The following is a 26,287-nucleotide window of genomic DNA, read 5'->3' as shown; positions in this document are numbered from 1 at the left end:
CATGTCAGAGGGACCACGCACGGTGGTCGTGACCGGTGGCGCCGCCGGCATCGGGCGCGGCGCGGTGGAGCGCTTCGTTGCCGGTGGCGACCAAGTCGTCGTACTCGACCGGGACGCCGACGCACTCGCCGTACTCGAGGGCGAGCTGGGCGTCCGTGGCATCACCGTCGATGTCGGTGATCGGGCAGCGCTGGCCGCGGCTGCCCAGCAGGTCGGGAGCGTCGATGCGCTGGTGTGTGCCGCGGGCATCCAGCGCTACGGAACGGTGGTCGACACGCCTCCCTCAGTCTTCGACGAGGTGATGGCGATCAACGTCGGCGGGGTGTTCTTCGCCTGCCAGTCGTTCCTGCCGCTGATCCCGCGCGGTGGCAGCGTGGTTGTCGTCTCGTCGGTCCAGGCGTACGCCGCACAGCACGACGTCGCGGCGTACTCGATGGGCAAGGGGGCACTGCTCTCCCTCGTCCGCGCCATGGCGGTCGACCACGCCGCCGAGGGCATCCGGGTCAACGCGGTCTGCCCTGGTTCGGTGGACACCCCGATGCTGCGGACCTCCGCGGCGCAGTTCAGTGGCGGCCGGCCGGCCGACGAGGTAGTCGCGGAGTGGGGGCGTTCGCATCCCCTCGGACGGGTGGCGACACCGGGCGAGGTGGCCGAGGTCATCCACTTCCTGACCTCCCCGGCGGCGGCCTTCGTCACCGGCGCCGACGTGAAGGTCGACGGCGGCTTGACCGCTCAGCTGGCCGTCGTTCTGCCGGAGGGCAACCGATGAAGATCGTCGACGTCCGGGCGACCACGGTGACGATGCCGTTGGAGGCGCCCCTGCGGCACAGCAACGGCGCGCACTGGGGACGGTTCGTGCGGACGGTGGTCGAGATCGAGGCCGACAACGGGCTGATCGGCCTGGGCGAGATGGGCGGCGGCGGCCAGAGCGCCGAGGACGCCGTCACCGGCCTGAAGCCGTACCTGCTCGGCCATGACCCGGCCCGCACCGAGGCCTTGCGCTGGATGCTCGCGAACCCGACCGCGAGTCTCTACAACAACCGCACCCAACTGCTCGCGGCGGTGGAGTTCGCGTGTCTCGACCTGCAGGGCCGCCACCTCGGAGTACCGGTGCACGCACTGCTCGGCGGGAAGGTCCGGGACACCGTGCCGTTCGCCAGCTACCTGTTCTTCCGGCACCCGGCCGACGACGGTACCGGCGAGATCCGTACTGCTGACCAACTGGTGGAGCACGCTCGGGCACTCGTCGCCGAGCACGGGTTCAGCGTGCACAAGCTGAAGGGCGGAGTCTTCCCGCCGGACTACGAGCGCGAGTGTTTCCGGGCCCTGGCCGAGGCGTTCCCCGGGCACCGCGTCCGCTTCGACCCGAACGGCGCCTTCGGTGTCGAGGAAGCGATCCGCTTCGCCCGAGGGATCGAGGATCTCGACAACGACTATCTCGAGGACCCCACCTGGGGGATGAACGGGATGCGCCGGGTGCGGGCGAACACCTCGATCCCACTGGCCACCAATACGGTGGTGGTGAACTTCGAGCAGCTGGCCGCGAACGTCCGCGACCCCGCCGTCGACGTGATCCTGCTGGACACCACCTTCTGGGGTGGGATCCGGGCCTGCGTCAAAGCGGCCGGGGTCTGCGAGACCTTCCAGCTCGGCGTCGCCGTCCACTCATCGGGCGAGCTCGGCATCCAGCTGGCCACCATGCTCCAGCTCGGTGCGGTCGTGCCGAACCTGTCGTTCGCGGCCGATGCGCACTATCACCACCTGCGCGACGACATCATTGCCGGCGGCAAGCTCCCGTACCTCGACGGTGCGATCGCCGTACCGGACGAGCCGGGCCTCGGCGTCGAGCTGGACCGCGACAAGCTCGCCGAGTACGCGGAGCTGTTCCGCGAGCTCGGCCCCTATCCCTATGACCGCGACCCGGCCCGGCCCGGGTGGTACCCGCTGCTGCCGAACACCGACTGGGCCGATCCCACCGAAGGACTCCGATGACCAGCACCGCCGTCCCCCGCAGTACGGACCTGTCCAGTGACGTGCTGACCCACACCTACGACGACATGTTCAACCCGCCCGGGCTGACCAACTTCCTCGGCACCGCGCAGGTCGACCTGGACGTGTTCGCCGTCCGCAGCATCAACTTCCCGCCGTACTCGCACGGCGACACGATCACCGGGCAGCTGTACCTCGACGGTCGGCTGGCCCGCTCGTACGGCGGTCAGGTCGAGGTCGTCTGGCGGCCGGACCAGGTGGTCCGCAGTACTCGGATCGACGGGTTGTCGCTGCGCAGTACCACCGCCTGCGCGCCGGGTCGGCCCGCGGTCGTCGTACAGCTCGAGGTAGAGGGGGATCCTGGTCGGGAGGTACGTCTCGGTTTGGCTTTGGCCAGCACGGCAACCCGGTCGCCGAGTGGCTGGTTGAGGCCGGAGCCGCCGTCGGAGCCGAACACCCTCATGGCTGCCGATGGCCGGGTTGCGTTGCTCGGGACCGGTGAGTCGGGGAGTGCGGTCAGCGTGCAGGGTCTCGATGTACCGGGCGAGGTGCGCGGGCAATCGATGGTCGAGGCTTCGGTGACTCTGGACGAGTCCGGCCGGGCTCGGATCGGGTACGTCCATGTCCTGGCCGGCGACTCTGCTGAGGCGACCGAGCACTACGACGCCTGTCTGTCCGACGTGGCTGCGGTCTTCACGGCGGCCGAGGAGATGTGGGACAAGGCGCTGGCGGACGCGTTCGATCCGGACAGCGACGGCTTCAGCGGCTCGCTGCCGATCCTGGAGACCTCGAACGAGGCGCTCCGGAAGCTCTACTGGTGGGGTGTGCTCGGTGTGGTGTGGTTCCGCCGCGACAACCCGGCCAGCGTGATCGGCCGGACCTACGACACCCTGATGCCGCGGTACTGGCAGACCACCACCTTCATCTGGGACTACAGCCTCTCCTCGCTGACCCACGCGTTGCTCGACCCGGTACCGATGCGCCGGCACATCGAGCACTGGATCGACCTCGACACCCACGCCCACTTCGGCACCGAGTGGCTCACCGGCGGCCCGGTCGGCCAGTGGTACTCGGTCAACGACTTCGCGATGACCCGGCTGGTGCGGGACTACGTCAGGTTCACGGGAGACCAGGAGTTCCTGGCCGTGGAGGCCGGCCGGGACGCCGCGCGCAAGCCGGTGGCCGAGCACCTGCACGACTGGGCGACCGCGTGGCGCGGGCTGCGGAAGGACCACGCGCTGGCCGACTACGGCGGCATCGACAACCTGCTCGAGTGCGTCAGCAGTTACGTCCACGAGGTCGCCAGCTTCAACGCGGCGAACGTGTGGTGCCTGCGGGTCGCGGCCGAGATCGCGGAGCAGGCCGGGGATCTGGACCGGGCCGGACTGCTGCGCAAGGAGGCCGACGAGCAGGCCGGCCATGTCAACGAGTTGTACGCCGAGGGCACGGGCTACTGGCACGCCCGCCAGCCGGACGGCACTCTGCTCCCGGTCCGCCACTGCTACGACTTCAACCTCGTCGGTACGACGATGGCCGAGGACCTGTCGGAGACCCAGCGGGCCGAGATGGTCGAGTTCTTCCAGCGGGAGCTCCAGACGCCGACCTGGATGCGAGCCCTGTCGCCGTACGACGCGGACGCCGCCTTCAGCCTGCGGCCCGACCACCAGTGGAACGGCGCCTACCCGGCCTGGCCCGCCGATGCCGGCCGCGCGCTGTTCGCTCTGGGCCGCGGTGATGTCGCGCTGGACTGGCTGCCTGGGTTGGCGAAGACCGCGAACCAGGGCCCGTGCGGTCAGGCGCACTTCGTCGAGGAGGCAGTCCCGGCGATGGCAGGTGGGGCCCGCAAGTCCCCGCCGCAGTTCCCGTACCTGATCGACTGGTCCTGCTCCTCGTCGGGCGCCTGGGTCAGCCTGGTGCTCGAGGGCGTGTTCGGACTGGAGATCGCCCTCGACGGCACCGTCCAGGCGAATCCCCAGATCGCCGCGCTGGACCCGGAAGCGCGCCTCCGGGGCCTGCGAGTGGGCTCACGCACGTACGACGTCACCGCCGCAGGGCTTTCGTAGTACTCGGTCAGTCGGGTGGGGTGGCGATGGCTTCGAGGAGGGACTCCTCGGCGCCGGCGAGGTGGCGGCGGAGTTCCTCGACGCACTCGTCCAGGTCGCCCTTCTCCAGCAGGCGGACGAGCTTGCGGTGGGAGGCGACCTGCTGCTTAGCGTCCTGGCGGAGCGCGTCGACCCGGGCGAGCGCGAGTCTCGCCTCGCCGGTGATCGAGTCGGCGGTCGCGGTCAGCCGCTCGCTGCCGGTCAGGGCCACGAAGCTGCGGTGGATCGCCAGGTGCGTCTCCGTCATCGCCTCCGGGTCGGCGCCTTCCTTGGCGGTCGCGGCGAACGTGCGCATCGCCGCGCGGACCCGCTCCCGGGCGACCTCGTCGGCGTCGAACCACGCCCGGATGCCGGCCGACTCGAGCACGAAGCGCGCGCGGCAGATGTCCGCGACCGCGGCCGGGTGCAGGATCGCGACGCTGACGCCCTTGTTCGGCTCACGGACCGCGAGTCCCTCGGTGACCAGCATCGTCATCGCCTCGCGGACAGTACTGCGCGCGACCCCGAGCGCCTCGGCAAGCGGCTGCTCGCGCAACGGCGTGCCGGGTTCCAGGTCGCCCGCGAAGAGGGCGGCCCGGAGCGCGTCCACGACCCGGTCCACCGTGGTCGAGCGGTCCACCCGCAGCCGTTCGTACATGGGGAGATTCTCGTTCAGTCGGGGTCCGTTGTCGCGCGCGGCCCGGTTGCCGCGCGGCGCGAGCGGGCCAGCTGACGCGTTCCCCACCCCGCCACCCCGGCCGACCTGTGGATAACCAGCGCCATGATGAGCCGGTTTTCGGGCAGTCTGTACCGAGACGTCAGCGGCCGCCCTCTCCCCCCACCGCGGGAGAGCCGCCGACCGAACGAGGAGGAAGCCGTGGGTGAAGGCAAGTCCCTGCCCATCATCGGTGGCATCGCTTTCTTCCTCATGCTGCCGCTGATCATCGTGATCGCGATGCTGTTCACGGCGATGGGCTCGCTCGGCAACGCGGCGGAGTGCAACTCCGGCGCGACCGAGGGCGCGGCGTTCGGCTGGCCGACGGACAAGCACGAGGCGGCCCAGGGCTGGGACGACGACGGGCCCGAGAAGCACACCGGTCTCGACTACGAAGTTGCCAAGGGCAGCAAGGTGATGGCCGCCGAGGAGGGCACCGTCGTCTCCATCGAGGGCGACTGGATCAAGATCCGCCACCAGGACGCCGCGGTCGAGACCTGGTACGAGTTCTTCGAGTCCAAGAGCGTGAGCGTCGGCGACAAGGTCACCCGGGGCCAGGAGATCGGCAAGTCGGGCACCGGCACCGAGGGCGCGCCGGGCCTGCGCGGCGACCACCTCCACTTCGAGCTGCGGGTCCGCACCGGCGAGAACGGCACCGGCTCCCTGCAGCCGCAGGACCCGACCGACGCGGTCGGACCCGAGGCGACGACCGGGACGTCCAGCTGTTCCTGTGGAGGCGGCCCGCTGGTCGGCGGCAACAACCAGGAGAAGGCGTTCAACTTCTTCGCCTCGAACGGCTACTCCAAGGAGCAGGCGGCCGGCATCGTCGGCAACATGATCCACGAGTCGAGCGTGGAGCCGGCCCGGTTGCAGAACACCCCGCCGGGCCAGATCACCCACCCGTCCGCTGCGGCGGGCAGCTCGCTCGGCTGGGGCATCGTCCAATGGACACCGGCCGGGAAGATGATCAACCCGTCGATGCAGGCCACCAGCAACGACGAGGCCAAGGTCGAGTCGCTCGAGTGGCAACTGGAGTTCCTGCGCAAACAGCTCGAGGGTGAGGGTCCGCTCGCCGAAGGCCCGGCCGGCCAGCAGGTCAAGGCGGCCCAGTCGGTCGAGGACGCCGCGGTCGCCTTCGGCCGGTACTTCGAACGCTTCGCCGGCTCGAACGACCTGAGCAACCCGCGCTACACCGAGCGCAAGAACACCGCCCGGGAGGTGTTCGAGACCTTCGGCGGCGGGGACGCCCCCGCTGGTGGCTGCGGCGCGGGCAACGGCGACATCGTCGCCACCGCGAAGCTGCTCGCCTGGGATACCCCCGGCGGCCACGGCAAGGACGAGGCCGGCGCCAAACAGGAGTACCAGGACGCCATGCCGCTGTGGAACGGTTCGACCGGCGACGACCCGTTCTCCGACTGCGGCGTCTTCGTTGCCACCGTGATGCGGATGAGCGGCGCCGACCCGGATTATCCGACGCGAACCACGGGCGTCCAGGAGAACTACCTGCGCACCTCGGGCAAGTACGACGTGTTCGACGACATCACCGAGGATCAGCTGAGACCTGGTGACATCCTGATCGGACCGGGGCACACGTACCTGTTCGTCGGCGAGTTCAACGGCTACAACGCGGCCTCCGCCTCGCTGCACGGACATGTGCCCGAGGCCGGCAACACCTACTCGATCGGGCAGCAGTTCGCCGCCGCCCGGCTGAAGAACCCGCCCGCCCCGAAGAGCTGAGGAGAGGACAGATGGAAGAGGAGAGCCCCCGGCTCTGGCTGCTCAGCGGGGTCGTGGTCGTCATCCTGGTGGTCGTGATCGGCGGCTACCTGGTCTTCCGCGGCGGGTCGCAGTCGAAGCTGACGATCCAGTCGATCCCGAACGACCTGACTCTGACCTTGGACGGCCGGCAGATCGCGGCGAACGGCGAGGTCGAGGTGAAGGCCGGCCAGCACACGCTGACGGCATCACGGGAGGGTTTCCAGGACTACACCCAGACGGTGACCGCGAAGGGCGGCGACCCGCTCAAGGTCAAGATGTACCTGTACTCCAACGGGCCGGCCGGGCGCACCTGGGTACAGAACAACCCGGAGCAGGCGCTGGAGGCGGAGGCCGAGGCGGGCCGCCGGTACGACGAGATCCAGAAGCGGCTGCAGGCGAAGTACCCGGTGATGCGGGAGCTTCCGTACATCGGGCCGGGGTTCAAGGCGACGTACCAGGCCTCGAAGTCCGACCCCGACAACCCCGAGGCGATCTCGCTCAAGATCCAGGTGTTCTCGCCCGAGGGCAAGACCAAGGCGCTGCAGTGGATCGAGGGGCACGGCTACGATCCGGACACCCTCGACATCATCTACACCACCAAGTAGCGGAGCCGTGTTGACGGCGACCGCGCTGAACTGCACACTGACTGATTGTCGGACAATCAGGGGATCAGTCAATGCTGATCCGAGTCTCAGAGGTGGTTCATGGGTCAGTCGCTGGGGTGGGGTCGCCGTTATCTGATGGTCCGTCCGGACCACTTCCGGATCGACTACGTGATCAATCCGTACATGTCGACCCAGGACCAACCGGACCCCGAGCTGACCCGGAAGCAGTGGGAGTCCCTGCGGCAGGCGATCGTCGACGCCGGCGGTGAGGTGGAGGTGCTGGCCCAGCGCCAGGACTCGCCCGACATGGTCTACGCGATGAACCTCGGCCTCGGCGCCGCCGACGGTCGCGCGATGCTCTCGCACATGCGGTTCGAGCCGCGCCGCAAGGAGTCGCTCAGCGCCGCCGCCTGGTTCACCGGCCACGGGTTCCAGTTGAGCCGTACCGGCGGCGAGGGGGTCGGCCCGCACTTCGAGTCCGGCGACGCCTTCGCGTTCGGCGACAGCCTGGTGGTGGGCTACGGCCCGCGCACCGAGGCGGACGCGCTGAAGCACCTCGCGACCGAGTGGAACATCCGCGTCCGCGGCCTGCGGATCGCGCACGAGGGCATGTACCACCTGGACCTGCCGTTCTGCCCGGTCGACAGCACCCACGCGATGGTCTACCCGCCGGCCTTCGACGAGGCGAGCCAGGCCGAACTGTTCGGCATCGTGCCTGAACCGATCGTGCTCACCGACGAGGAGGCCTTCGCCTTCAGCGGCAACTCGCTGGTGGTGAACGAGACGATCATCATGCCCGCCTGCTCCCCGCGGTTGCGCGAGATCCTGACCGGCCTCGGCCTGCGCGTCGTCGTCCTGGACCTCACCGAGTTCCACAAGGGCGGCGGCTCAGCCCGCTGCCTCACCAACCCCCTCGACTTCGACCTGACCCCCGCCACGGTCCCCGGCGGCGAGGTAGTCCTCCCCACCTGACCCCAACCAACCACCCGGCCGCTGGGCGCCCCATGCCGCGGGGCGCTGCCCGCCCTGCCCGGGCCTCCAGGTTTCGTCGCTTGCGTCCGAAGAAGTGCTGAGGCGTCTCCGCAGTTCTTCGGACGCAACGGGAATGACTTTGCGGATCAAGCGAGGGCAGGGGTGCGGGATGACGGTCCGTTCAGGCGTTCGCAGTGTGCTCAGCGTGGGGTGTGTTGGCTGGACGAATGGGTGGTTGGGTGGGTGATTTGGTGGCTGGGTGACCCGCTTGGGTGGGGTGGAGTGGGCAAATTGTCCACCGCTGTTCGGCGGGGTTCTGCCCGCGCGAGCGACGGGCTAGCCTGCGGGCATGACCCCTGACGACGAGGTCCGCTTCCGTTCCGTGCTGGATGATGTCGCGGCTTACAAGCCGGGCAAGCCGCCGGAGCGCACCGACGGCCGGCCGACGTACAAGTTGTCCAGCAACGAGAACCCGTACCCGCCGCTGCCCGGGGTACTGGCTGCCGCGACCGAGGCCGCGGGGAACATGAACCGCTACCCGGACATGGGTGCGCTCGACCTGCTCGAGGCGCTGTCCGAGCGGTTCGACGTGCCGGTGGAGCACCTCGCGCTCGGTACCGGTTCGGTCGCCGTGCTCTACCACCTGCTGCAGGCCGCCTGCGCCGATGGTGACGAGGTCGTCTACGCGTGGCGCTCGTTCGAGGCCTACCCGATCGCGGTCCAGTTGACCGGCGCCACCTCGGTACAGGTGCCGCTGACCGAGGACGCCCGGCACGACTTCAAGGCGATGGAAGCCGCCCTGACCGACCGGACCCGCGTCGTCCTCGTCTGTACGCCGAACAACCCGACCGGCCCGGTGGTACGCCGGGACGAGCTGCTGGCGTTCCTCGACGTCGTACCGCGCAACGTGCTCGTCGTCGTGGACGAGGCGTACCGCGAGTTCATCCGCGAGCCGGAGGCGATCGACGGCACCGAGATCTACCGGGACCGGCCGAACGTGGTGGTGCTGCGGACCTTCTCGAAGGCGTACGGCCTGGCGGGCTGCCGGGTCGGCTACGCGATCGGGCATCCGCCGGTGATCGCCGCGATCCGCAAGTGCGCGCTGCCCTTCGGCGTCAGCGAGGTCGCCCAGGCCGCGGCGATCGCCTCGCTGCGGGCCGAGGAGGAGTTGCTCGCGCGGGTCGACGACCTGGTGACTGAGCGCACGCGCGTGCTCGGCGAGCTCCGTGCGGCCGGCTGGGACGTCCCCGAGACCCACGCCAACTTCGTCTGGATGCCACTCGGCGAGGACACAGTGGCGTTCGCCGAGGCGGTCCAGGCCGAAGGAGTCTCAGTCCGCCCCTTCCCCGGTGACGGCGCGCGGGTAACCATCGGCGAACCCGAAGCCAACAACCTCTTCCTCGAGGTCGCCTGCGCCTGGCACCAGGGCCGCAGCTCCGAGTAACCCGCGCCGAGTAGCCCGCATCGATCCGGGGCCTGTCGCACCGGGTGCCGGAGCACAGCCCGTCGACGCGCGCCGATGTTGGTGCGTGCGAGGGTGGGTGGATGGTGCCGGTGGAGGGAGTGCGCTGTGAGTGATCTGGTGTGGATCTCGGGGGCTTCGGGTGGGATCGGGGCTGCGTTGGCGGCGGGGGTGCCGTTTGCGGGGGCTCGGGTGATCGATCTGTCGCGGCGGGGTGGGACGGTCGAGCACTTCAAGGTGGATCTTGCCGACCCGGCTGAGTGGGCGCGCGTCGAGAAGCACTTCGCGGTCGAGGCGGCGGGCTTCCAGGGCGAGCGGATCGTCTTCGTGCACAACGCGGGGACGATCGTGCCGATCGGGCCGGCCGAGACGGCGGACAGCGAGGCCTACACGCGGGCTGTGCTGCTGAACTCCGCGGCGCCGCAGGTGCTCGGCCGGGCCTTCCTCCGAGCGACCGCTGGGCTCGACTGTGAGCGGCATCTGGTGATGCTGTCGTCCGGTGCCGCGAAGACGGCGTACCCGGGCTGGTCCCACTACAACGCCGGCAAGGCTGCGCTCGAGCACTGGGTCCGCACCGCCGGCGCCGAGCAGGTCCTCAAGTCCGAGGCTGGCGAGCGAGCTTGCCGGGTGATCGCGGTGGCGCCCGGAGTGGTCGACACGGCGATGCAGGACGACATCCGCGCAGTGGACGAGCAGGCGTTCCCGGCCGTCGAACGCTTCCGGGAACTCAAGCGCACCGGCACCCTCGTGACCCCCGAGCAAGCCGCCCGAGGCATCTGGTCCCTCCTCACCCGCCCCCTCGAGAACGGGGCAGTCCTGGACCTCCGCGACCTCCCCGCCTGAGCCGCCGCGCGTACTGCGGAGTAGGCCGGGGCGAGCCCGGACATGAGTTCGCCCGGCCCGTGCTGGGACAGGGGCCGGGCGAACCGGGTGCAAGAGAAACGGCACCGGGAAGGAGTGAGGCTTACTTCCCGATGCCGCTTCAAGGTGGTGCTACCGGTTCAATCGCCCCACCGAGGCGATTAGTCCGGTGTCCTGCATCACTGACCAGGGAGGGGTCAGTTGTTCTGCGAGGAGTCCTGCTCGCAGGTCTTCAGCAGGTCGGTGCTGTTGCCGTCGTTGCCGATGCCCAGGATGCCGGACAGGTCGCTGATCGGCACGTTGCCGCCGACACCGTTCACCGGGACCTCGTTGTGGCAGACCTGGAACGGGCCCACGTTGTTGCGGCTGACCGACACCAGGCCGTCGTCGCCGACGCGGTACCACTTCGAGCCGTTGGCCTGCTTCGAGTCCTGCTCGCAGGTCTTGACGGCGGTCGCGCTGTTGCCGTCGTTGAACAGACCAACGATGCCGACGATGTCCGTGACGGGCACGTTGCCGCCGACACCGTTCACCGGGACGAAGTTGTGGCAGGCCTGGAACGGGCCGACGTTGTTGCCGTCGATGGCAACGAGGCTGCCGTCGTCCTTGACCCAGGACCAGTGCTTGCCGCCCTGGCCGTAGCCCTTGCTGGCCAGCGAGGCGGCGTCAGCAAGGCCGCTGGTGGCCTTCGTGTCGTCGACCATGTTGGCGCTGACGACGGTGGCCAGGCCCAGCGTGGCAACGGTCGCCACAGCCGCTGCAGCGGCGATCTTGCGTGTTACCTGCATTATGCGAGGTTTCCTTTCGGGTTTGACGGATTCGTCTTAGTGGGTAACGACGCCTACTGGGGTGGGTTACGAATTCTTCGGCAGATTTTTCGGTCAGGCAGAAATCCCGTCGCCGGCCATAATGATCAGGTGATGGGTTTGCTTCCGCGACAGGAACCTGTCTCTGACCAGGCAACTTGCCGCCGATCGGGCCTGTGGAGTTCGTTGCTATGAGCCCGTAACCGATCCGGGACTTCGTCGTTGTCTGATCGCGGGTGACGCACGGCTGCTGATTCGGTGGTCACATTTCGGCGGACTCGGTGGCCGCCGGAATGGCATTGCCATGATGAAACGGATTGGCACGCGTCATTGCCGGAGTTTCGCGCGCCGTTGTTTTCGGGTCGCGGCGCCGGCCCGGCACACAGACCCGCTGCCGCGCGCATCGGCAGCGGTGGGAGACCCGGGCGCCCCATGGGAGCCCGGGTTCTTCCCTTTCCAGGGCCGCGCGGGGTTACTTCCAGACCTGCGACTACTTCGAGGGCTGCGCGACTACGACGTACGGCGGCGTTCGGCGCTGACCACCAGGGCCACGCCGAGGACCACGACCGCACCGCCGAGGAGGATCTCGGCCGTGACTCGTTCGTCGAGGATCAGCCAGCCGAGGAAGACGGCGACCACCGGGTTCACGTACGCGTAGGTGCCGATCAGTGAGATCGGGGCGTTCGCCAGCAGGTAGGAGTAGGCGGAGTACGCGAGCAGCGAGCCGAAGGCGACCAGGTAGGCCAGCGCGATCCAGCCCTTCGTGTCGATCGCACCGAGGTGGAGCCGCCCGGGCTCGCCCCGCAGTACGCCGATGAGGACCATCGCGGTACCGCCGATCGCCATCTCGTACAGGGTGGCCACGAGCGGGTCCTTCGGCAGGCCGAGGCGCGGGGAGAAGCGCGAACCGACCGCCCAGCTGATCGTGCCGAGCACCAGGATCGCGACCGACCACGGCTTCGCGCTGGTGTCGCCGCCGGACAGCGCGAGCAGAGCCGCCCCGCCGAACCCGATCAGTACTCCGAGCCAGGTCAGCGGGCGCGGGCGTTCACCCCCACCGACCCGGAGCAGCATCAGCCACAGCGGTACCGCGGCGATCAGCAGGGCGGCCAGTCCCGACGGTACGGTCTGTTCGGCGATCGCGACCGCTCCGTTGCCGAAGGCAAGCAAGAGCAGTCCGACCACGCCCGCGCCGAGCAGTTCGCGGCGGCTGACCCGCAGCCGGCCGACGCCTGACCTCAGCGCCAGGAACCCGGCGAGCAGCAGCGCGGCGACCAGGAAGCGGGCGGCCATCCCGAGCATCGGCGGGATCTCGGCCTCGACCACCACCCGGATGGCCAGGTAGGTCGAGCCCCACACGACGTAGACGACCGCCAGCGCGGACCAGATCATCGCGCTCGACGCGGGACGGCCCCCGGCCTCGGGCACCACTGCTACCGGCGCGGCGGCCATCGACCATCCCCTCTGCGTCATGGGTGTAATGCAAGAACGATGCTGACACTAACGCTCGTCCGACCGCGCCCACAAGCGGTTTCCGGCCACCCCGGCGATCAGATCCCGCCACCGGGTCCCGCTCGGTTCATCTGAGCGTCAACCGGCGGCCATCGGACTCCGTGAATCTGTGCGGTGGTGCCGCGCCGATCGGGCCGGCTGCCATGAGGAGGAACGATGCGCATCGCCACCGCTCTGGTGACCGGCTTCGCCGCCACCGCCCTGGTCATCTCCCCATCCGCCGCGACCCCCTTCGACGCCGCAGCCCCGGCGTCCAGCGGCTCGCCGGCAGCGAAGGGATCGGCAAACGGTCTGACGGACGTGCAAGCGGTGGCGGAGACCGCGGCCAACTGGGACGACGAGGCAGGTGGAGACGCGAACGCGGACGACCCCGCGATCTGGGTGCATCCGACGCGTCCGTCCGCGAGCGTCGTCCTCGGCACGCTGAAGAACGGCGGCCTGACCGCGGTCGACCTCAGCGGCAAGGAACTGCAGCACATCGCAACCCCGCCCGCGCCCACCCCGGACACCGAGGCCGGCCGCTTCAACAACGTCGACCTCGTCACCGACGTGTCCGTCGGGGGCCGCCGACGCGACCTCGCTGTCGTCACCGACCGCGGCCTGGACAAGCTGCGCGTGTACTCCGTGGATCAGCGCGGCGCCGCCGCCGGCCACAAGGTGCTCACCGACGTCACCAGCCCCAACGCGCCTCTGGTCTTCAGTAAGAACAGCGCGGAGGTTCAGGACCAGCGCACCGCCTATGGCCTCGCCGTACTGCGAGCCGGCGGCCAGCCGATCGTCGCGGTCACCCGCCGCAGTGAGACCCGGATCGGGCTGTTCCGCCTCGTCGCGGACCGGGCAGGCACGATCAGCTACCGCCCGATCGAGCAGCTCGACTTCCCGGCCTCCTTCAAGCTCTCGAACGGCACGACCTGGGCCCCGTGCGAGGACCCGGGCGACCGGCCACAGGTCGAGGGCATGGTGTTCGACCAGACCACCAGCACTCTGTACGCCGCCCAGGAGGACATCGGCATCTGGCGGATCCCGCTGACCGGCCACTCGCTGAAGGCGGGCAAACCATCGCTCCTGGAGAAGGTGCGGGAGTTCGGACAGCCCGCGGCGTACGACGAGGAGACCGAGGAGTGCGCGCCGACCGGTCCGGCCGGGCCCGACGCCGGCAAGCACCTCAGCGCGGACGCGGAAGGTCTCACCATCGCCTACCGCGGCGGTGCCAAGACTCTGTACGCGTCGAGCCAGGGCGACTCCACTTTCGCGGCCTACCGGATCACGTCCAAGGGCCTGGAGTACCGGGCCGGGTTCCAGGTCGTGGACGGTACGGCGGCGGACGGCGTACAGCACAGTGATGGGGCGGCGGTCACCACGCAGCCGCTGGGTCCGCGCTTCCCGCACGGCCTGCTCGCTGTGCATGACGGTGGGAACACGCCCGGTGACGATGACCGGGAGGGAACCAACTACAAGTTGGTACGGCTCGAGGACGTGCCCTAATCGGTACGCAGCTGTGACACATCTCGCACGAATCCCGTCGACGGCGTCACATCGGCGGGATTCAGGCGTGCGGCCCGGCCTCGACATGACCACTGAGCGGACTGGTGTCTCAGCGCGAGACGCCACCCGGTACCGGCGTACAAGTCCGCGTCCAGACAGTTAGCGGATCAACCAACCGGCTGGGTACGGTGTCCGGCAAGATAGGCAGTGATACCAGTGAGGAGGTTCACTGCCTGGCGGTGTGCATCAACCTGGATCCACGCGGTCCTGCCTGCGAAGCCTCACCCGGCTGGCTGGGCCGGGACCCGTGCAACGTTGCGGTCGCGGCGATCCCGCGCTCGAACCCGAGGAGTGCATGTGAGTGAGTCGGTGCCGGGCATTGCCCCGGAAGTGTTCGCGCCCGTGGAGGCGCCCGTCAGTCCCACCCAGGCCTCCGAGGAGGTCGAGTTCGTCCAGCTGCTGACGCCCGAAGGTGAGCGCGTCGAGCACCCGGACTACTCGTTCGACCTCGACGACGAGGTGATCAAGGGGTTCTACCGGGACATGACCCTGGTCCGCCGGATCGACACCGAGGCGACCGCCCTGCAGCGCCAGGGTGAGCTCGGCATCTGGGCCTCCCTGCTCGGCCAGGAAGCCGCGCAGATCGGCTCCGGCCGCGCGCTGAACAAGAAGGACATGGTCTTCCCGACCTATCGCGAGCACGGCGTCGCCTGGTGCCAGGGCGTCGACCCGCTCAACCTGCTCGGCCTGTTCCGCGGTGTCGACCAGGGCGCGTGGGACCCGCGCGACAACAACTTCCACCTCTACACGATCGTGATCGGCGCCCAGACGCTGCACGCGACCGGGTACGCGATGGGCCAGCAGCGAGATGGCGCAGTCGGCGGCGACCCTGACAGTGACACGGACGGTGAGGCGACGGTCGCGTACTTCGGCGACGGCGCCAGCAGCCAGGGTGACGTCAACGAGGCCTTCATCTACGCCTCCGTCTTCAACGCACCGGTCGTCTTCTTCTGCCAGAACAACCAGTGGGCCATCTCGGAGCCGATCGACCGGCAGACCCGGATCCCGCTGTACCAGCGCGCCGCCGGCTTCGGTTTCCCCGGCGTCCGCGTCGACGGCAACGACGTACTGGCGACCTACGCGGTCACCCAGCAGGCTCTGAAGCGGGCCCGCGAGGGCAGCGGCCCGACGCTGGTCGAGGCCTACACCTACCGGATGGGCGCCCACACCACCTCCGACGACCCGACGAAGTACCGGCTGTCGGAGGACCTGGAGTACTGGAAGCTCAAGGACCCGATCGAGCGGGTGAAGGCCTACCTGACCCGCTCCGCCGGAGTCGGCCCCGACTTCTTCGACGCGATCGAGGCGGAGGCGGACGGGATCGCGGCCCGGCTGCGGGAGGGCTGCCTGTCGATGCCCGACCCGACGCTGACCGACTTCTTCGACCACGCCTACGTCGAGCAGACCCCGCAGCTGGCGGAGCAGCAGGCGCAGTACGCCGCCTACGCCGCCTCGTTCGAAGGGGAAAACTGAGATGGCGAAGATCAGCCTCGGCAAGGGCATCAACATGGGCCTGCGCGCAGCGATGGAGAACGACCCCAAGGTCCTCATCATGGGTGAGGACATCGGCAAGCTCGGCGGCGTCTTCCGGGTCACCGAGGGTCTGCAGAAGGACTTCGGCGAGGACCGGGTGATCGACACCCCGCTGGCCGAGTCCGGCATCATCGGCACCGCCGTCGGCCTCGCGCTGCGCGGCTACCGCCCGGTCTGCGAGATCCAGTTCGACGGGTTCGTCTTCCCGGCGTACGACCAGATCATCAACCAGGTCGCCAAGATGCACTACCGGTCGATGGGCAAGCTGAAGATGCCGATCGTGATCCGGATCCCGTTCGGCGGCGGCATCGGCGCGGTCGAGCACCACTCGGAGTCCCCGGAGACGCTGTTCGCGCACGTGGCCGGCCTCAAGGTGGTCGCCTGCGGTGACCCGGTCGACGCGTACTGGATGATCCAGCAGGCGATCGCCTCCGACGACCCGGTGGTGTTCTTCGAGCCGAAGCGCCGGTACCACGAGAAGGCCGAGCTCGACGAGAACGCGGGCGCGACGTACCCGCTCTACAAGGCGAAGGTGGTCCGCGAGGGCACCGACGCGACGCTGTTCTGCTACGGCCCGATGGTGAAGACCTGCCTACAGGCGGCCGAGGCCGCGCTCGAAGACGGCCGGAACCTGGAGGTCGTCGACCTGCGCGCGATCGCGCCGCTCGACTTGGCGACGATCTTCGAGTCGGTGAAGAAGACCCGCCGCGCGGTCGTCGTGCACGAGGCGCCGCTGTCTCTCGGCACGGGCTCCGAGCTCGCAGCCCGGGTCACCGAGGAGTGCTTCTACCACCTCGAAGCGCCCGTACTGCGGGTCGCCGGGTTCGACACCCCCTACCCGCCCTCGCGGATGGAGGAGGAGTACCTGCCCGACCTGGACCGGGTGCTCGAAGGTGTCGACCGCGTGATGGAGTACTGATGGGCATCCAGCAGTTCCGCCTCCCCGACGTGGGAGAGGGCCTGGTCGAGGCAGAGATCGTCAGCTGGAAGGTCAAGGCCGGTGACACGGTCAAGCTGAACGACACCATCGTCGAGATCGAGACGGCCAAGTCGCTGGTCGAGCTGCCGGTGCCGTTCGCCGGCGTGGTCACCGAGCTTCTGGTGCCCGAGGGCGAGACGGTCCCGGTCGGTACGCCGATCATCTCCGTGCAGACGGGTGAGGCCGCCCCGGGCGATCTGGCCCCGCCGGTCGGCGAGGGCGCCGTCAACGAGGACATGATCCCGGTGATCCCTGACCCGGAGGGTGAGGAGATCGAGGCCGGCAAGATCGGCGGCGCGGCCCCCGGAGGCCGTACGGCGGTCCTGGTCGGCTACGGCCCCAAGACCACCGAAGCCAAGCGTCGCCCCCGCAAGGGGGCCGGCACCCCGGTCGTTCAAGAGCCGGTGGCTGTTCCGCAGCCTGTCGTCCCGGAGCCCGAACCAGTTGCTCAGAGCAATGAAGTGGCCGGGTCCGTGCACGTGCTGGCGAAGCCGCCGGTGCGGAAGCTCGCCAAGGATCTGGGTATCGACCTGGCATCGGTGACCGCGACCGGGCCGGGCGGGATCATCACCCGGGCCGACGTCGAAGGGCACAAGGCGGTTGCGACCGGCTCGGCGCCTGCAGCGGCTCCTGCGGCTCCTGCAGCTGTTGCGGCGCCGGTTGCCGCTCCGGTGGCGGGGCAGCTGGAGACCCGGATTCCGGTCAAGGGCGTGCAGAAGGTGATGGCCCAAGCGATGGTGAACAGTGCGTTCACCGCGCCGCACGTCACCGAGTGGATCACCGTCGACGTCAGCGCCACGATGGAACTCGTCGAGCGGCTGAAGACCGACAAGGCGTTCCGCGACCTGCGCGTCTCGCCCCTGCTGATCGTGGCGAAGGCGGTCACGCTGGCGGCCCGCCGTACGCCGATCATCAACGCGGCGTGGGACGAGGCGGCCCAGGAGATCGTGCTCAAGCACTCGGTGAACCTCGGCATCGCCGCGGCCACCCCGCGTGGGCTGATCGTGCCGAACATCAAGGGCGCCGACGCGATGACGCTGCCCGAGCTGTGTGCCGCGCTGAACGACCTGGTCGCGGTGGCCCGGGAGGGCAAGACCCAGCCGGCCGACCAGGCGGGTGGTTCGTTCACGATCACCAACGTGGGCGTGTTCGGGGTCGATGCCGGCACGCCGATCATCAACCCGGGCGAGGCCGCGATCCTGGCCTTCGGGGCGGTCCGCAAGCAGCCGTGGGTGGTGGACGACGAGATCGTCCCGCGCTGGATCACCACACTCGCGCTGTCCTTCGACCACCGCCTGATCGACGGCGAGAAGGGCTCCACCTTCCTCGCCGACGTCGCCGCGATCCTCGAAGACCCGGCCCGCGCGCTGATGTTCTGACCTGTACTGATGTTCTGAGCAGTACTCCGAGACCCCGGGTGGACCCGTCCACCCGGGGTCTCGTCACGTCCGGCGCCGGCTAACTCAGTGGTGGTGAGGGACTCCGACGGGAGAGGGTGGCGGGGTGGCGGTCTTGATAGCGGTGCTCGGGGCAGCTGTTCTGCACGCCGTGTGGAACGCGATGGCCCACGGGGTCCCCGACCGGCTGGCCGGGTTCGCGCTGCTCGGGCTGTCGTCGGGGTTGTGCGGCTTGGTCGCCGTCTCCGTGACCGGGCTGCCGCCCGCGAACACCTGGCCGTACATCGTCGCCTCGGTGCTGATCCACCTCGCGTACTACGGCGGCCTGCTAGCGTCGTACCAGCTCGGGCAGTTCAGTCAGGTCTACCCGCTGGCCCGGGGTACGTCGCCGTGGGTGGTCGCCGTCATCGCGATCGTTGTCCTGCACCAGCAGCCCGTGCCGCTGGAGCTCGCCGGAGTACTGCTGATCTCGGTCGGGCTGATCGCGCTCGTGTTCATCGGCGGACGACCCTCGCGGCGGCAGTCACCCGCACTGCTGGCCGCCTTCGGGACCGGGCTCACCATCGCGGCGTACACGGTGGTCGACGGAGTCGCCGTGCACAAGCTCCCCCTCGCGACGTACATGGGCTGGGTCTTCATGCTGCAGGGGCTGATCGTGCCGCTCGCGGTGTTCTGCTGGCGCGGGACCGGCTTCCTGACCCAGGAGCGACGCCACGTGTACGCCGGACTCGGCGGCGGGCTGGTCTCGATGGTCGCGTACGGGCTGGTCCTGTGGGCGCAGCAGCGGGGGACTCTCGCGTCGATCGCTGCCCTGCGGGAGACGAGCATCATCTTCGGGGCGATCATCGGCGCGCTGTTCTTCGGCGAGCGGTTCGGCCCGAAACGCGCCATCGCCGCGGCCGTCGTGGTCGCCGGCATCGTGCTGATCAGCACCCAGTAGGGCCCTCGGTAAACAGGAGAAAGGGGGCCCCGGGCGGGGGACCCCCTCTCTCAGTCCTGCGGTCGGCCTAGCGGCCAAGCACCGCTGGCGGACCCCCAGAGGGCGCGAAACCTCGCCCGCGCAGCCGCAGAGTGTGCTCCGCCCGTGCCGTGGGGGTTCGCCCACTGTCAGAACAGTGGGCGAACCCCCAGAGGAGGCAGCGAACCCCCACCGAGATACGACAAGCCTGGCCACCCATCGACCGCCACGCCCGCAGCCGCATCGACCACGGACGCCTCGCAAAGGCCGCCTGAAAACTCACGACAAACGCCACACTCCAGGCGGCCAAGCACCGCTAGCTCACCCGGTCTAGCGCTGGACCGCGTCGAGCGAGTCGGCGATGCCTTCACCGAAGAACGCGTTGTTCGCCGTGGTGCCGGTGCACCGCGCGTCCGGAGTGGTCGGGCATGCGGTGTCGTCGGCCTGGTGGCGCAGCGCCGACTCCAGGTCGCGCGGGCTCCACCACGGGTGGGTCGACTTCATCAGGGCGGCGATCCCCGTGACGTGCGGCGACGCCATCGAGGTACCGCTCATGTTGCCGTAGCCGCCGCCCGGCAGGGTGGACAGGATACTGCTGCCCGGAGCCGCGACGTCGATCTTGTTCAGGCCGAAGTTGGAGAAGCTGCTGCGTGCCCTGGCCTGGGTGGTGCTGGCCACCGTGATCACGCCGGGGAGCTCGGTCGGCATGTCGAGGCAGTCGTTGTTGATCTGCCGCGGCACCGGGGTGGTGTCGTTCGGGCTGCCGTTGTCGGCGGTCTTGTTGGCCAGGTCGTAGTTCGAGTTGCCGGCCGCCGCGACCGAGAGCACGCCGCGCTCGGTGGCGAAGGCGACCGCCCGGCGGACCGCTTCCTGGACTGCGCCCTGGTCGCCGTTGTCCTTGCACCAGAACTCGAACGGGTCGATGAAGTAGCTGTGGTTGGTCACGTCCATGTGGTGCTCGGCGGCCCAGACGAACCCGCAGATCGAGTACTCCGGGTAGATGAAGCCGTCGTCGTTCACGACCTTCACCGAGGCGATCCGGACGCCCGGGGCGACGCCGACGATGCCGATGCCGTTCCGCGCGGCGGCGATCGTGCCGGCCACGTGCGTGCCGTGCGAGCTGGTGGTCGGCCGCCAGGCGCCGGCGGTGGTGTCCGGCACGCCGTTGTTGACGCAGTTCACCGAGTCCTTGGCGTCGAAGTTCGGCGCCAGGTCCGGGTGGGTGTCGTCCACGCCGCTGTCGTTGACGCCGACGAGGATCCGGCGCGAGCCGTCCGTCACCTGGTGCGCCTGGTCCGCCTTGATCTGGACCATGTCCCACTGGTCGACCTCGCGTGGGTCCGGCGTCGGGGTGGCCTCGCCGGCGTTGAGGCCCTTGGCCGCGGCGGCCTTCTTGGCCGAGCCGACCGGGCCCTCGCTCACAGGCGCGGTCCGGGTGGCGCCGACCGACTGGATGTCCCGGCCGTTCTTCCCGGCCCGTACGTCGGCCCGGAAGTCCGGGTTGGTCGACTGGGCGATCACGACGCCGAGCTGGTCGTAGGACTGGACGACGGTGCCGCCGGCCGCCGCGATCGCCTTCTCGGCCTTCTTCACGTGGCCGTGGTCCGCGCGGGTGTTGACGACGTAGTTCATCAGCGGGCCGGGCTCGGCCGCGCTTGCGGACGAACCAGCCGGAGAGACGGGTACGGCCTGGGCGGCCGTGACGGTACCGGTCGCGGTGATGGCCAGAGCCGCCACGGCGAGGCCGGCACTGAGCCGGCGGGTACGGGAGCTTCGGGACAAGACTCTCTCCTCGGGGCAAATCGCGAGCTGGACGGGAACGCTGCCCGTGACTCTAGGACCCCGCGCCCCTCCCGGAGCCGTTCAACCCCCAACACACGGGAAACCCTGCGGCCGTCACTACCCACGGTCCCCACCGTCACCCTCGGCGATCGGAGTACGCGGTGTCAGCGCAGAGCGGCGGCCTGGGCTTTGATCCAATCGCTGGCGGAGCGCGGGGTGATGCCACGCTCGCGCAGCGGCGAGTCGTCCCAGGTGACCCGAGTCAGATCCTGCGCGAGCCCGCCGCCGAACACCGCGGACACCGCGTCGTTGGACCGTCTGAAGGCCACCAGCCCAACCCGCGCCACGAAGCGAGCCAGATGCTGTCGCTTGATCGTCCGGCCGAGGGCCCGCTCGGCGACGTCGGCTGCCTCGTTGCGGCTGAGTGCCTCCGGACCGCCGAACTCGATCAGTGCCGGTGGGTCCGTCTCGACCGCGACGGCCGCGAGCAGGGCGGCCACGTCGTCGGTACTCACCCACCGCACCGGGTTGGTCCCCTTGCCGATGATCGACACCTTCCGCGCAGCCAGGTCGAAGCGCCCCAAGGGACCGAGGTGCACCTCCTGGAAGGCGTCCGGCCGGACGATCACCGTCCGCATGGTCGAGGTGGCCAGCCGTCGCTCGACCGCGACTTTCGCGTGCTCCAAGGGAGACCCCTGTCCCTTGCCGGCACCGGCGTACGAGACGTAGACGAACCGCTCGACCCCGGCCCGCTCGGCGGCGTCGACCAGTGCCGTCATCCCGTCTTCGTCGACCTCACGCAGCGTCGGATGGCGCGCCCCGGCGAGCCGTCGGGCGATCACCGTCGCAGTCGCGACCACCACGGTCACCCCCGCGCAGGCACCCGGCAGACTGATCGGATCGGTGAGGTCTCCCCGCACGATCTCCACGCCGGAAGCCCGCAACCCGCTGTCATCGGTCGCGGCGCGGACCAGACACCGCACGACCTCGCCACGCGCCCGCAGCAGCGTGACGACGCGTCCGCCCAACTGCCCTGTCCCACCCACCACCAGAATCGCCATGCTGCCCACCCCCGGCAGCTTCAGAATGATCCCGCCCCACCAGCCCGTCAACGCACTCGGCTGTCCACAGCAGCCCACATCTGTGGACCACCTTGTGGATAACTTCCCTGGGCCGGGAACAAACGAGCGCTCGAACTGTTGTGTGTAGGATAAATACAACAAAGATACGTACGGTATGGGTGAGGAGTGCGGTGGGTAGCGGGGTGGCCGATGGTGAATCGGCGAGTGTGGGGCCGGCGGAAACAGCGCCGGAAAATCTGGGGCCGGCGGGGTTCGAGCTAGGGGATGAGACGACCGAGATCGCTCGGATCGTCGCCGCGGCCGAGCCGGGGGTCGAGAAGATCCCCGCGGCGGAGCGCGTCTATGCCTATGTGAAGGCGGCGATCCTCGACCGGGTCTATCCGGGCGGCGAACTGCTCACCGAAGGTGAGCTCGCGACAGCGGTAGGAGTCTCCCGTACTCCGGTCCGCGAGGCGTTGCTGCGGCTGGAAGAGTCCGGCCTGGTCAAGCTCTACCCGAAGAAGGGCGTGCTGGTCCTGCCGGTGCTGGCCCAGGAGGTCAACGACGTCCTGGAGGCGCGCGAGCTGATCGAGACGCACGCCGCCGCGAAGGTGTGGCCGCGCCGCAAGCAACTGGCCGCCACCCTCGAGCCGCTCGTGCAGGAGATGCGCAAGCACCGCCGGGCGGCCGACGCCAAGAGCTTCCTGGAGGCCGACCGGGCCTTCCACGAGGCGATCGTGGGTGCCGCCGGCAACGAGATCCTGGCCAAGCTCTACAACAGTCTGCGCGACCGGCAGGTCCGGATGGGCGTGCCCGGCATCGAAGTACAACCGGCCCGGATGGAGCGCTCGATCGGAGCGCACCAGGAGATGATCGACGCGCTCGGCGGGAACAGCGCCAAGCGGTTCCGCGACCTCGTCATCGACCACATCCATGTCGCCGCGACGGATCTGCGGGGCATGCAGTGACCGAACTCCTCTTCCCCCTGGGCGGTCGTCGAGCCTGGGCGGTGTGGGCGACTGCTGTCTTCACCTACCTGGTCACCGTGCTGCACCGCGGCTCCATGAGCGTCGCCGGTCTGCAGGCGGCCGAGCGGTTCGACATCTCCGCCTCGGCGCTGGCGAGCTTCACCGTCGTGCAGTTGACCGTGTACGCCGCGATGCAGGTGCCCGTGGGCATCCTGCTGGACCGGTACGGCTCGAAGCGGCTGCTGATCGCGGCCTCGGCTCTGCTCTTCGTCGCGCAGTCCGCCTTCAGCCTGGTCGACTCCTACCCGGCAGCCCTCGCGGCTCGGGCGGTCCTCGGGGTCGGCGACGCCCTCGTCTTCATCAGCGTCCTGCGGGTGGTGATGTCCTGGTTCCCGGCTCTCCGGCAGCCGGTGATGTCGCAGGCCACCGGCATGCTCGGCGGTGTCGGCGCGATCGTGTCGACCGTGCCGATGGCGGCGGCGTTCCACTCGTTCGGCTGGACCGGGACCTTCGCCGGCGCGAGCGTTCTCAGCCTGGTGACCGGCCTCGCTGTGATCTTCCTGCTCAAGGACAGCCCGTACGACGAACCGCTGCACCGGGCGAAGCACTCGCTCACCCACGTACGGCGGAACCTGCGGCGCGCGTGGAAGGAGCCGGGCACCCGGCTCGGGTTGTGGACGCACTTCACCACCAGCTTCGCCGGCGGCACGTTCGGTCTGCTCTGGGGCTACCCGTTCCTGGTGAAGGGCCAGGGCGTGGCACCGACGACCGCGGCAGCGATGCTGATCCTGCCGGTGCTCGCCGGGCTCTTCTACGGCCCGCTGGTCGGCCGGTACGCGGCGCGCTTCCCCTTCTACCGCTCGTGGATCGTGCTGGCCGTGATCGGGGGATCCGCCTTCATGTGGACCGTCGTGCTGCTCTGGCCCGGCCGGGCTCCGATGCCGGTCCTGCTCCTGCTGATCGTCGTCCAGGCCGCCGGCGGTCCCGGGTCGATGCTCGGCCTGGACTACGCGCGGACCTTCAACCCGACCACTCGGTTCGGGGCGGCGAACGGGATGGTCAACACCGGTGGCTTCATCGCCATGCTGATCTGTATCGGCATGGTCGGAGTGCTGCTGGACGTCTCCTCCGGCGGCGCGGCGCAGACGCTCACCGATTTCAAGTGGGCGCTGACCTTCCAGTACGTGCTGTGGGCGATCGGCACCGTCCAGATCCTGCGGTACCGCCGCCGGGCCCGGGCGACCCTGGCCCGCTACAACCCGGAGATCTACGAGGCGCTCCGCGCGAACCAGATCGTGCCGCTCAAGGCCGACACCGCAGAGCTCGCGAAGGTGAGCTGAGACAGGCTGACAGCGCCTGGCACGGGCTCTCAGCCCAGTGCCAGGCCGGTGTCAGCGGTGAGGCGCACGGTAGTCCCAGTAACAGTCAGCTGGGAGGAACCGATGTCCACAACGAACCACCTCGCCATCCGGGCCGAGGGTCTGGTCAAGAAATATGGCAGCACCACCGCACTCGACGGCGTCGACCTGAGCGTGCCGACCGGCACCGTGCTCGGCGTGCTCGGCCCGAACGGCGCCGGCAAGACCACCGCCGTCCGCATCCTCGGCACGCTGCTGCGCCCGGACGCCGGCCACGCGACCGTCGGCGGGTACGACGTGGTCCGCGAGGCGCCGCGGGTCCGCGAGATCATCGGCCTGACGGGGCAGTACGCGTCCGTCGACGAGGACATGTCCGGCCGCCGCAACCTGGTCATGATCGGCCGCCTGCTCGGCCACAACCGCGAGCAGTCCCGGGCCCGGGCGGACGAGCTGCTCGAGCGGTTCGAACTGTCCGACGCCGGTGACCGGATCGCCAAGACGTACTCCGGCGGCATGCGCCGGCGGCTCGACCTCGCGGCCAGCCTGGTCGGCAACCCGAGCATCCTGTACCTCGACGAGCCGACCACCGGGCTCGATCCCCATGCCCGCAACGGGGTCTGGGACACCGTGCGCAACCTGGTCCTCGACGGCACCACCGTGCTGCTGACCACGCAGTACCTGGAAGAGGCCGACGCGCTGGCCGACTCGATCATGGTCTTCGACAAGGGCAAGGTCGTCGCCTCCGGGCGTCCGGCCGAGCTGAAGGCGCAGGCCGGCAAGCAGTCGCTCGACGTCCGCCCGGCTGAGCCGGGGCATCTCGAGCGGGTCGCCGCGATCGTCTCCGAGTCCGTCGGCGTGCGGCCGACCGTCGACGTGGTCAACGCAGTCGTCAGCGTGCCGGTCTCCGACGGCTCCTCGATGCCGGTGGTGGTCCGCCGGCTCGACGAGGCCGGGATCGCCGTCACCGAACTGTCCCTGCGGCTGCCGAGCCTGGACGAGGTCTTCCTCGCCCTGACCGGACACACCGCCGAAGAAGAGAGCACCGCAGTACTGGAAGGAGCGGGCCGATGAGCACCGCAACGCTTGAAGCACCACCCGCGCACGCGGCTCGCCGGAGCAGGCCGTTCGCCTGGATCGAGCAGAGCCTGACCCTGGCCTGGCGCAACATCGTGCGCATCCGGCAGAACCCGGAAGCGCTGGCGGACGTGACGTTCCAGCCGATCATCTTCCTGGTGCTGTTCCTGTTCGTCTTCGGTGGCGCCGTCGCCAACGGCGGCACCTGGCACGACTACCTGCCGTACCTGCTGCCGGGCCTGCTCGTGCAGACGGTGGTCTTCTCCACGATGGGCACCGGCGTCGCGCTGAACGACGACTTCGCGAAGGGAGTGTTCGACCGCTTCCGGAGTCTGCCGATCTCGCGGATCGCGCCGCTGGTCGGTGCCGTGCTCGGTGACGCGGTCCGGTACACGTTGTCGATCGTGATCCTGATGGGGACGGGCTTCGCGCTCGGCTTCCGGTTCGGCAACGGCGTCGGGAACGGGCTGCTGGCCTGCCTGATCGTGCTCGCCTTCGCGCTGTCCCTGTGCTGGATCTGGGTCTGGCTCGGCCTGAAGTTGAAGACCGCCCAGGGCGTGCAGGGCATCGCCTTCCTGGTGATGTTCCCGCTGACCTTCGGCAGCAACGTGTTCGTCCAGACGGACACCCTGCCCGGCTTCCTGCAGGCGTTCGTGAACGTGAATCCGGTGAAGTACCTGGTCGACACGATGCGCGGTCTGATGCTCGGGGGCGACGTGCAGAAGCCGCTGCTGATCACGCTGGCCTGGATGGTCGGACTGGTCGCGGTGTTCGCGCCGCTCGCGATCCGCGCCTACCGGCAGCGCACCTGAGCCAGGGCAAGACAGTGGGGGCCGAGGAATGATCCTCGGCCCCCACTGCCGTTGCCCTT

22 protein-coding genes are annotated in these 26,287 nt (G+C 69.3%); 17 read left to right on the top strand and 5 right to left on the bottom strand.

Features of this window, described 5'->3' with window-relative positions:
- Window position 1 precedes the first annotated feature (1 nt).
- From ACFPJ1_RS04920 to ACFPJ1_RS04910, 3 genes are read left to right on the top strand one after another with little or no spacing between them, the layout of a single operon-like run.
- Window positions 2-769, top strand: coding sequence for an SDR family NAD(P)-dependent oxidoreductase (locus ACFPJ1_RS04920; protein WP_380101628.1), 768 nt, complete (start codon window positions 2-4; stop codon window positions 767-769).
- Window positions 766-1,992: an enolase C-terminal domain-like protein gene (locus ACFPJ1_RS04915; RefSeq protein WP_380101626.1), complete on the top strand. Its 1,227-nt coding sequence runs from the start codon at window positions 766-768 to the stop codon at window positions 1,990-1,992. The genes ACFPJ1_RS04920 and ACFPJ1_RS04915 overlap by 4 nt, the downstream gene beginning before the upstream one ends.
- On the top strand, window positions 1,989-4,052 hold the full coding sequence (locus tag ACFPJ1_RS04910; protein WP_380101625.1) for a glucosidase family protein: 2,064 nt from the start codon (window positions 1,989-1,991) through the stop codon (window positions 4,050-4,052). Before ACFPJ1_RS04915 ends, ACFPJ1_RS04910 begins: the two co-directional genes overlap by 4 nt.
- A gap of 7 nt (window positions 4,053-4,059) precedes the next feature.
- Here the strand turns inward: ACFPJ1_RS04910 and ACFPJ1_RS04905 are convergent, their stop codons facing one another.
- A complete protein-coding gene (locus tag ACFPJ1_RS04905) occupies window positions 4,060-4,728 on the bottom strand; it encodes a GntR family transcriptional regulator (protein ID WP_380101624.1) in 669 nt (222 codons plus the stop codon).
- Between the two features lie 219 nt (window positions 4,729-4,947).
- Between ACFPJ1_RS04905 and ACFPJ1_RS04900 the strand changes: the two genes are divergently transcribed.
- From ACFPJ1_RS04900 to ACFPJ1_RS04880, 5 genes are all read left to right on the top strand, one after another.
- Window positions 4,948-6,522 (top strand): phage tail tip lysozyme, encoded by a 1,575-nt coding sequence (locus ACFPJ1_RS04900; protein WP_380101623.1) that lies wholly within the window; start codon window positions 4,948-4,950, stop codon window positions 6,520-6,522.
- Between the two features lie 11 nt (window positions 6,523-6,533).
- Window positions 6,534-7,148, top strand: coding sequence for a PEGA domain-containing protein (locus tag ACFPJ1_RS04895; protein WP_380101622.1), 615 nt, complete (start codon window positions 6,534-6,536; stop codon window positions 7,146-7,148).
- Between the two features lie 99 nt (window positions 7,149-7,247).
- Window positions 7,248-8,120, top strand: coding sequence for a dimethylarginine dimethylaminohydrolase family protein (locus ACFPJ1_RS04890; RefSeq protein ID WP_380101621.1), 873 nt, complete (start codon window positions 7,248-7,250; stop codon window positions 8,118-8,120).
- 349 nt (window positions 8,121-8,469) lie between these two features.
- On the top strand, window positions 8,470-9,564 hold the full coding sequence (hisC, locus tag ACFPJ1_RS04885) for a histidinol-phosphate transaminase (protein WP_380101620.1): 1,095 nt from the start codon (window positions 8,470-8,472) through the stop codon (window positions 9,562-9,564).
- Window positions 9,565-9,690: 126 nt separating this feature from the next.
- Window positions 9,691-10,425 carry an SDR family NAD(P)-dependent oxidoreductase gene (locus ACFPJ1_RS04880; RefSeq protein WP_380101619.1) on the top strand — a complete coding sequence of 245 codons (735 nt, stop codon included), beginning with the start codon at window positions 9,691-9,693 and terminating at the stop codon, window positions 10,423-10,425.
- A gap of 215 nt (window positions 10,426-10,640) precedes the next feature.
- Here the strand turns inward: ACFPJ1_RS04880 and ACFPJ1_RS04875 are convergent, their stop codons facing one another.
- Both ACFPJ1_RS04875 and ACFPJ1_RS04870 read right to left on the bottom strand, forming a co-directional pair.
- Window positions 10,641-11,231, bottom strand: coding sequence for a hypothetical protein (locus ACFPJ1_RS04875; RefSeq protein WP_132191651.1), 591 nt, complete (start codon window positions 11,229-11,231; stop codon window positions 10,641-10,643).
- Between the two features lie 528 nt (window positions 11,232-11,759).
- The gene (locus tag ACFPJ1_RS04870; protein WP_380101617.1) at window positions 11,760-12,722 is read right to left on the bottom strand and encodes an EamA family transporter; all 963 of its coding nucleotides are present in this window, start codon (window positions 12,720-12,722) and stop codon (window positions 11,760-11,762) included.
- 195 nt (window positions 12,723-12,917) lie between these two features.
- Here ACFPJ1_RS04870 and ACFPJ1_RS04865 point away from each other — a divergent pair, with 195 nt between their 5' ends.
- The 5 genes from ACFPJ1_RS04865 to ACFPJ1_RS04845 all read left to right on the top strand — a co-directional run bounded on the left by ACFPJ1_RS04865 (window position 12,918) and on the right by ACFPJ1_RS04845 (window position 19,155).
- Window positions 12,918-14,246: a phytase gene (locus tag ACFPJ1_RS04865; RefSeq protein ID WP_380101616.1), complete on the top strand. Its 1,329-nt coding sequence runs from the start codon at window positions 12,918-12,920 to the stop codon at window positions 14,244-14,246.
- Window positions 14,247-14,603: 357 nt separating this feature from the next.
- On the top strand, window positions 14,604-15,779 hold the full coding sequence (gene pdhA, locus ACFPJ1_RS04860) for a pyruvate dehydrogenase (acetyl-transferring) E1 component subunit alpha (RefSeq protein ID WP_380101614.1): 1,176 nt from the start codon (window positions 14,604-14,606) through the stop codon (window positions 15,777-15,779).
- A 1-nt stretch (window position 15,780) separates the two neighbouring features.
- Window positions 15,781-16,758 (top strand): alpha-ketoacid dehydrogenase subunit beta, encoded by a 978-nt coding sequence (locus ACFPJ1_RS04855; RefSeq protein ID WP_380101613.1) that lies wholly within the window; start codon window positions 15,781-15,783, stop codon window positions 16,756-16,758.
- Window positions 16,758-18,197, top strand: coding sequence for a dihydrolipoamide acetyltransferase family protein (locus ACFPJ1_RS04850; RefSeq protein ID WP_380101612.1), 1,440 nt, complete (start codon window positions 16,758-16,760; stop codon window positions 18,195-18,197). Before ACFPJ1_RS04855 ends, ACFPJ1_RS04850 begins: the two co-directional genes overlap by 1 nt.
- Before the next feature lie 124 nt (window positions 18,198-18,321).
- On the top strand, window positions 18,322-19,155 hold the full coding sequence (locus ACFPJ1_RS04845; RefSeq protein WP_380101611.1) for an EamA family transporter: 834 nt from the start codon (window positions 18,322-18,324) through the stop codon (window positions 19,153-19,155).
- Window positions 19,156-19,503: 348 nt separating this feature from the next.
- On the opposite strand, the gene ACFPJ1_RS04840 is transcribed toward ACFPJ1_RS04845, so the two are convergent.
- The gene (locus ACFPJ1_RS04840; RefSeq protein WP_380101610.1) at window positions 19,504-20,955 is read right to left on the bottom strand and encodes a S8 family peptidase; all 1,452 of its coding nucleotides are present in this window, start codon (window positions 20,953-20,955) and stop codon (window positions 19,504-19,506) included.
- 164 nt (window positions 20,956-21,119) lie between these two features.
- Entirely contained in the window at window positions 21,120-22,016 is an 897-nt protein-coding gene (locus tag ACFPJ1_RS04835; protein WP_380101609.1) for an SDR family oxidoreductase, read from the bottom strand.
- 191 nt (window positions 22,017-22,207) lie between these two features.
- On the opposite strand from ACFPJ1_RS04835, the gene ACFPJ1_RS04830 reads away from it, so the two are divergent.
- The 4 genes from ACFPJ1_RS04830 (at window position 22,208) to ACFPJ1_RS04815 (ending at window position 26,228) form a co-directional block, all read left to right on the top strand.
- Window positions 22,208-22,984, top strand: a complete 777-nt coding sequence (locus ACFPJ1_RS04830; protein ID WP_380101608.1) for a GntR family transcriptional regulator — start codon at window positions 22,208-22,210, stop codon at window positions 22,982-22,984.
- Complete coding sequence (locus ACFPJ1_RS04825; RefSeq protein WP_380101607.1) at window positions 22,981-24,324, top strand: MFS transporter; 1,344 nt, start codon at window positions 22,981-22,983, stop codon at window positions 24,322-24,324. The genes ACFPJ1_RS04830 and ACFPJ1_RS04825 overlap by 4 nt, the downstream gene beginning before the upstream one ends.
- 102 nt (window positions 24,325-24,426) lie before the next feature.
- Window positions 24,427-25,413, top strand: a complete 987-nt coding sequence (locus ACFPJ1_RS04820) for an ATP-binding cassette domain-containing protein (RefSeq protein WP_380101605.1) — start codon at window positions 24,427-24,429, stop codon at window positions 25,411-25,413.
- The gene (locus ACFPJ1_RS04815; RefSeq protein WP_380101604.1) at window positions 25,410-26,228 is read left to right on the top strand and encodes an ABC transporter permease; all 819 of its coding nucleotides are present in this window, start codon (window positions 25,410-25,412) and stop codon (window positions 26,226-26,228) included. The genes ACFPJ1_RS04820 and ACFPJ1_RS04815 overlap by 4 nt, the downstream gene beginning before the upstream one ends.
- Window positions 26,229-26,287 lie beyond the last annotated feature (59 nt).

The sequence above is a fragment of the Kribbella qitaiheensis genome (assembly GCF_042657745.1).
Taxonomy (GTDB): Bacteria; Actinomycetota; Actinomycetes; order Propionibacteriales; family Kribbellaceae; genus Kribbella; species Kribbella qitaiheensis.
The sequence above is the reverse complement of the archived record's forward strand: the minus strand, read 5'-3'. Positions and strand labels throughout refer to the sequence as shown.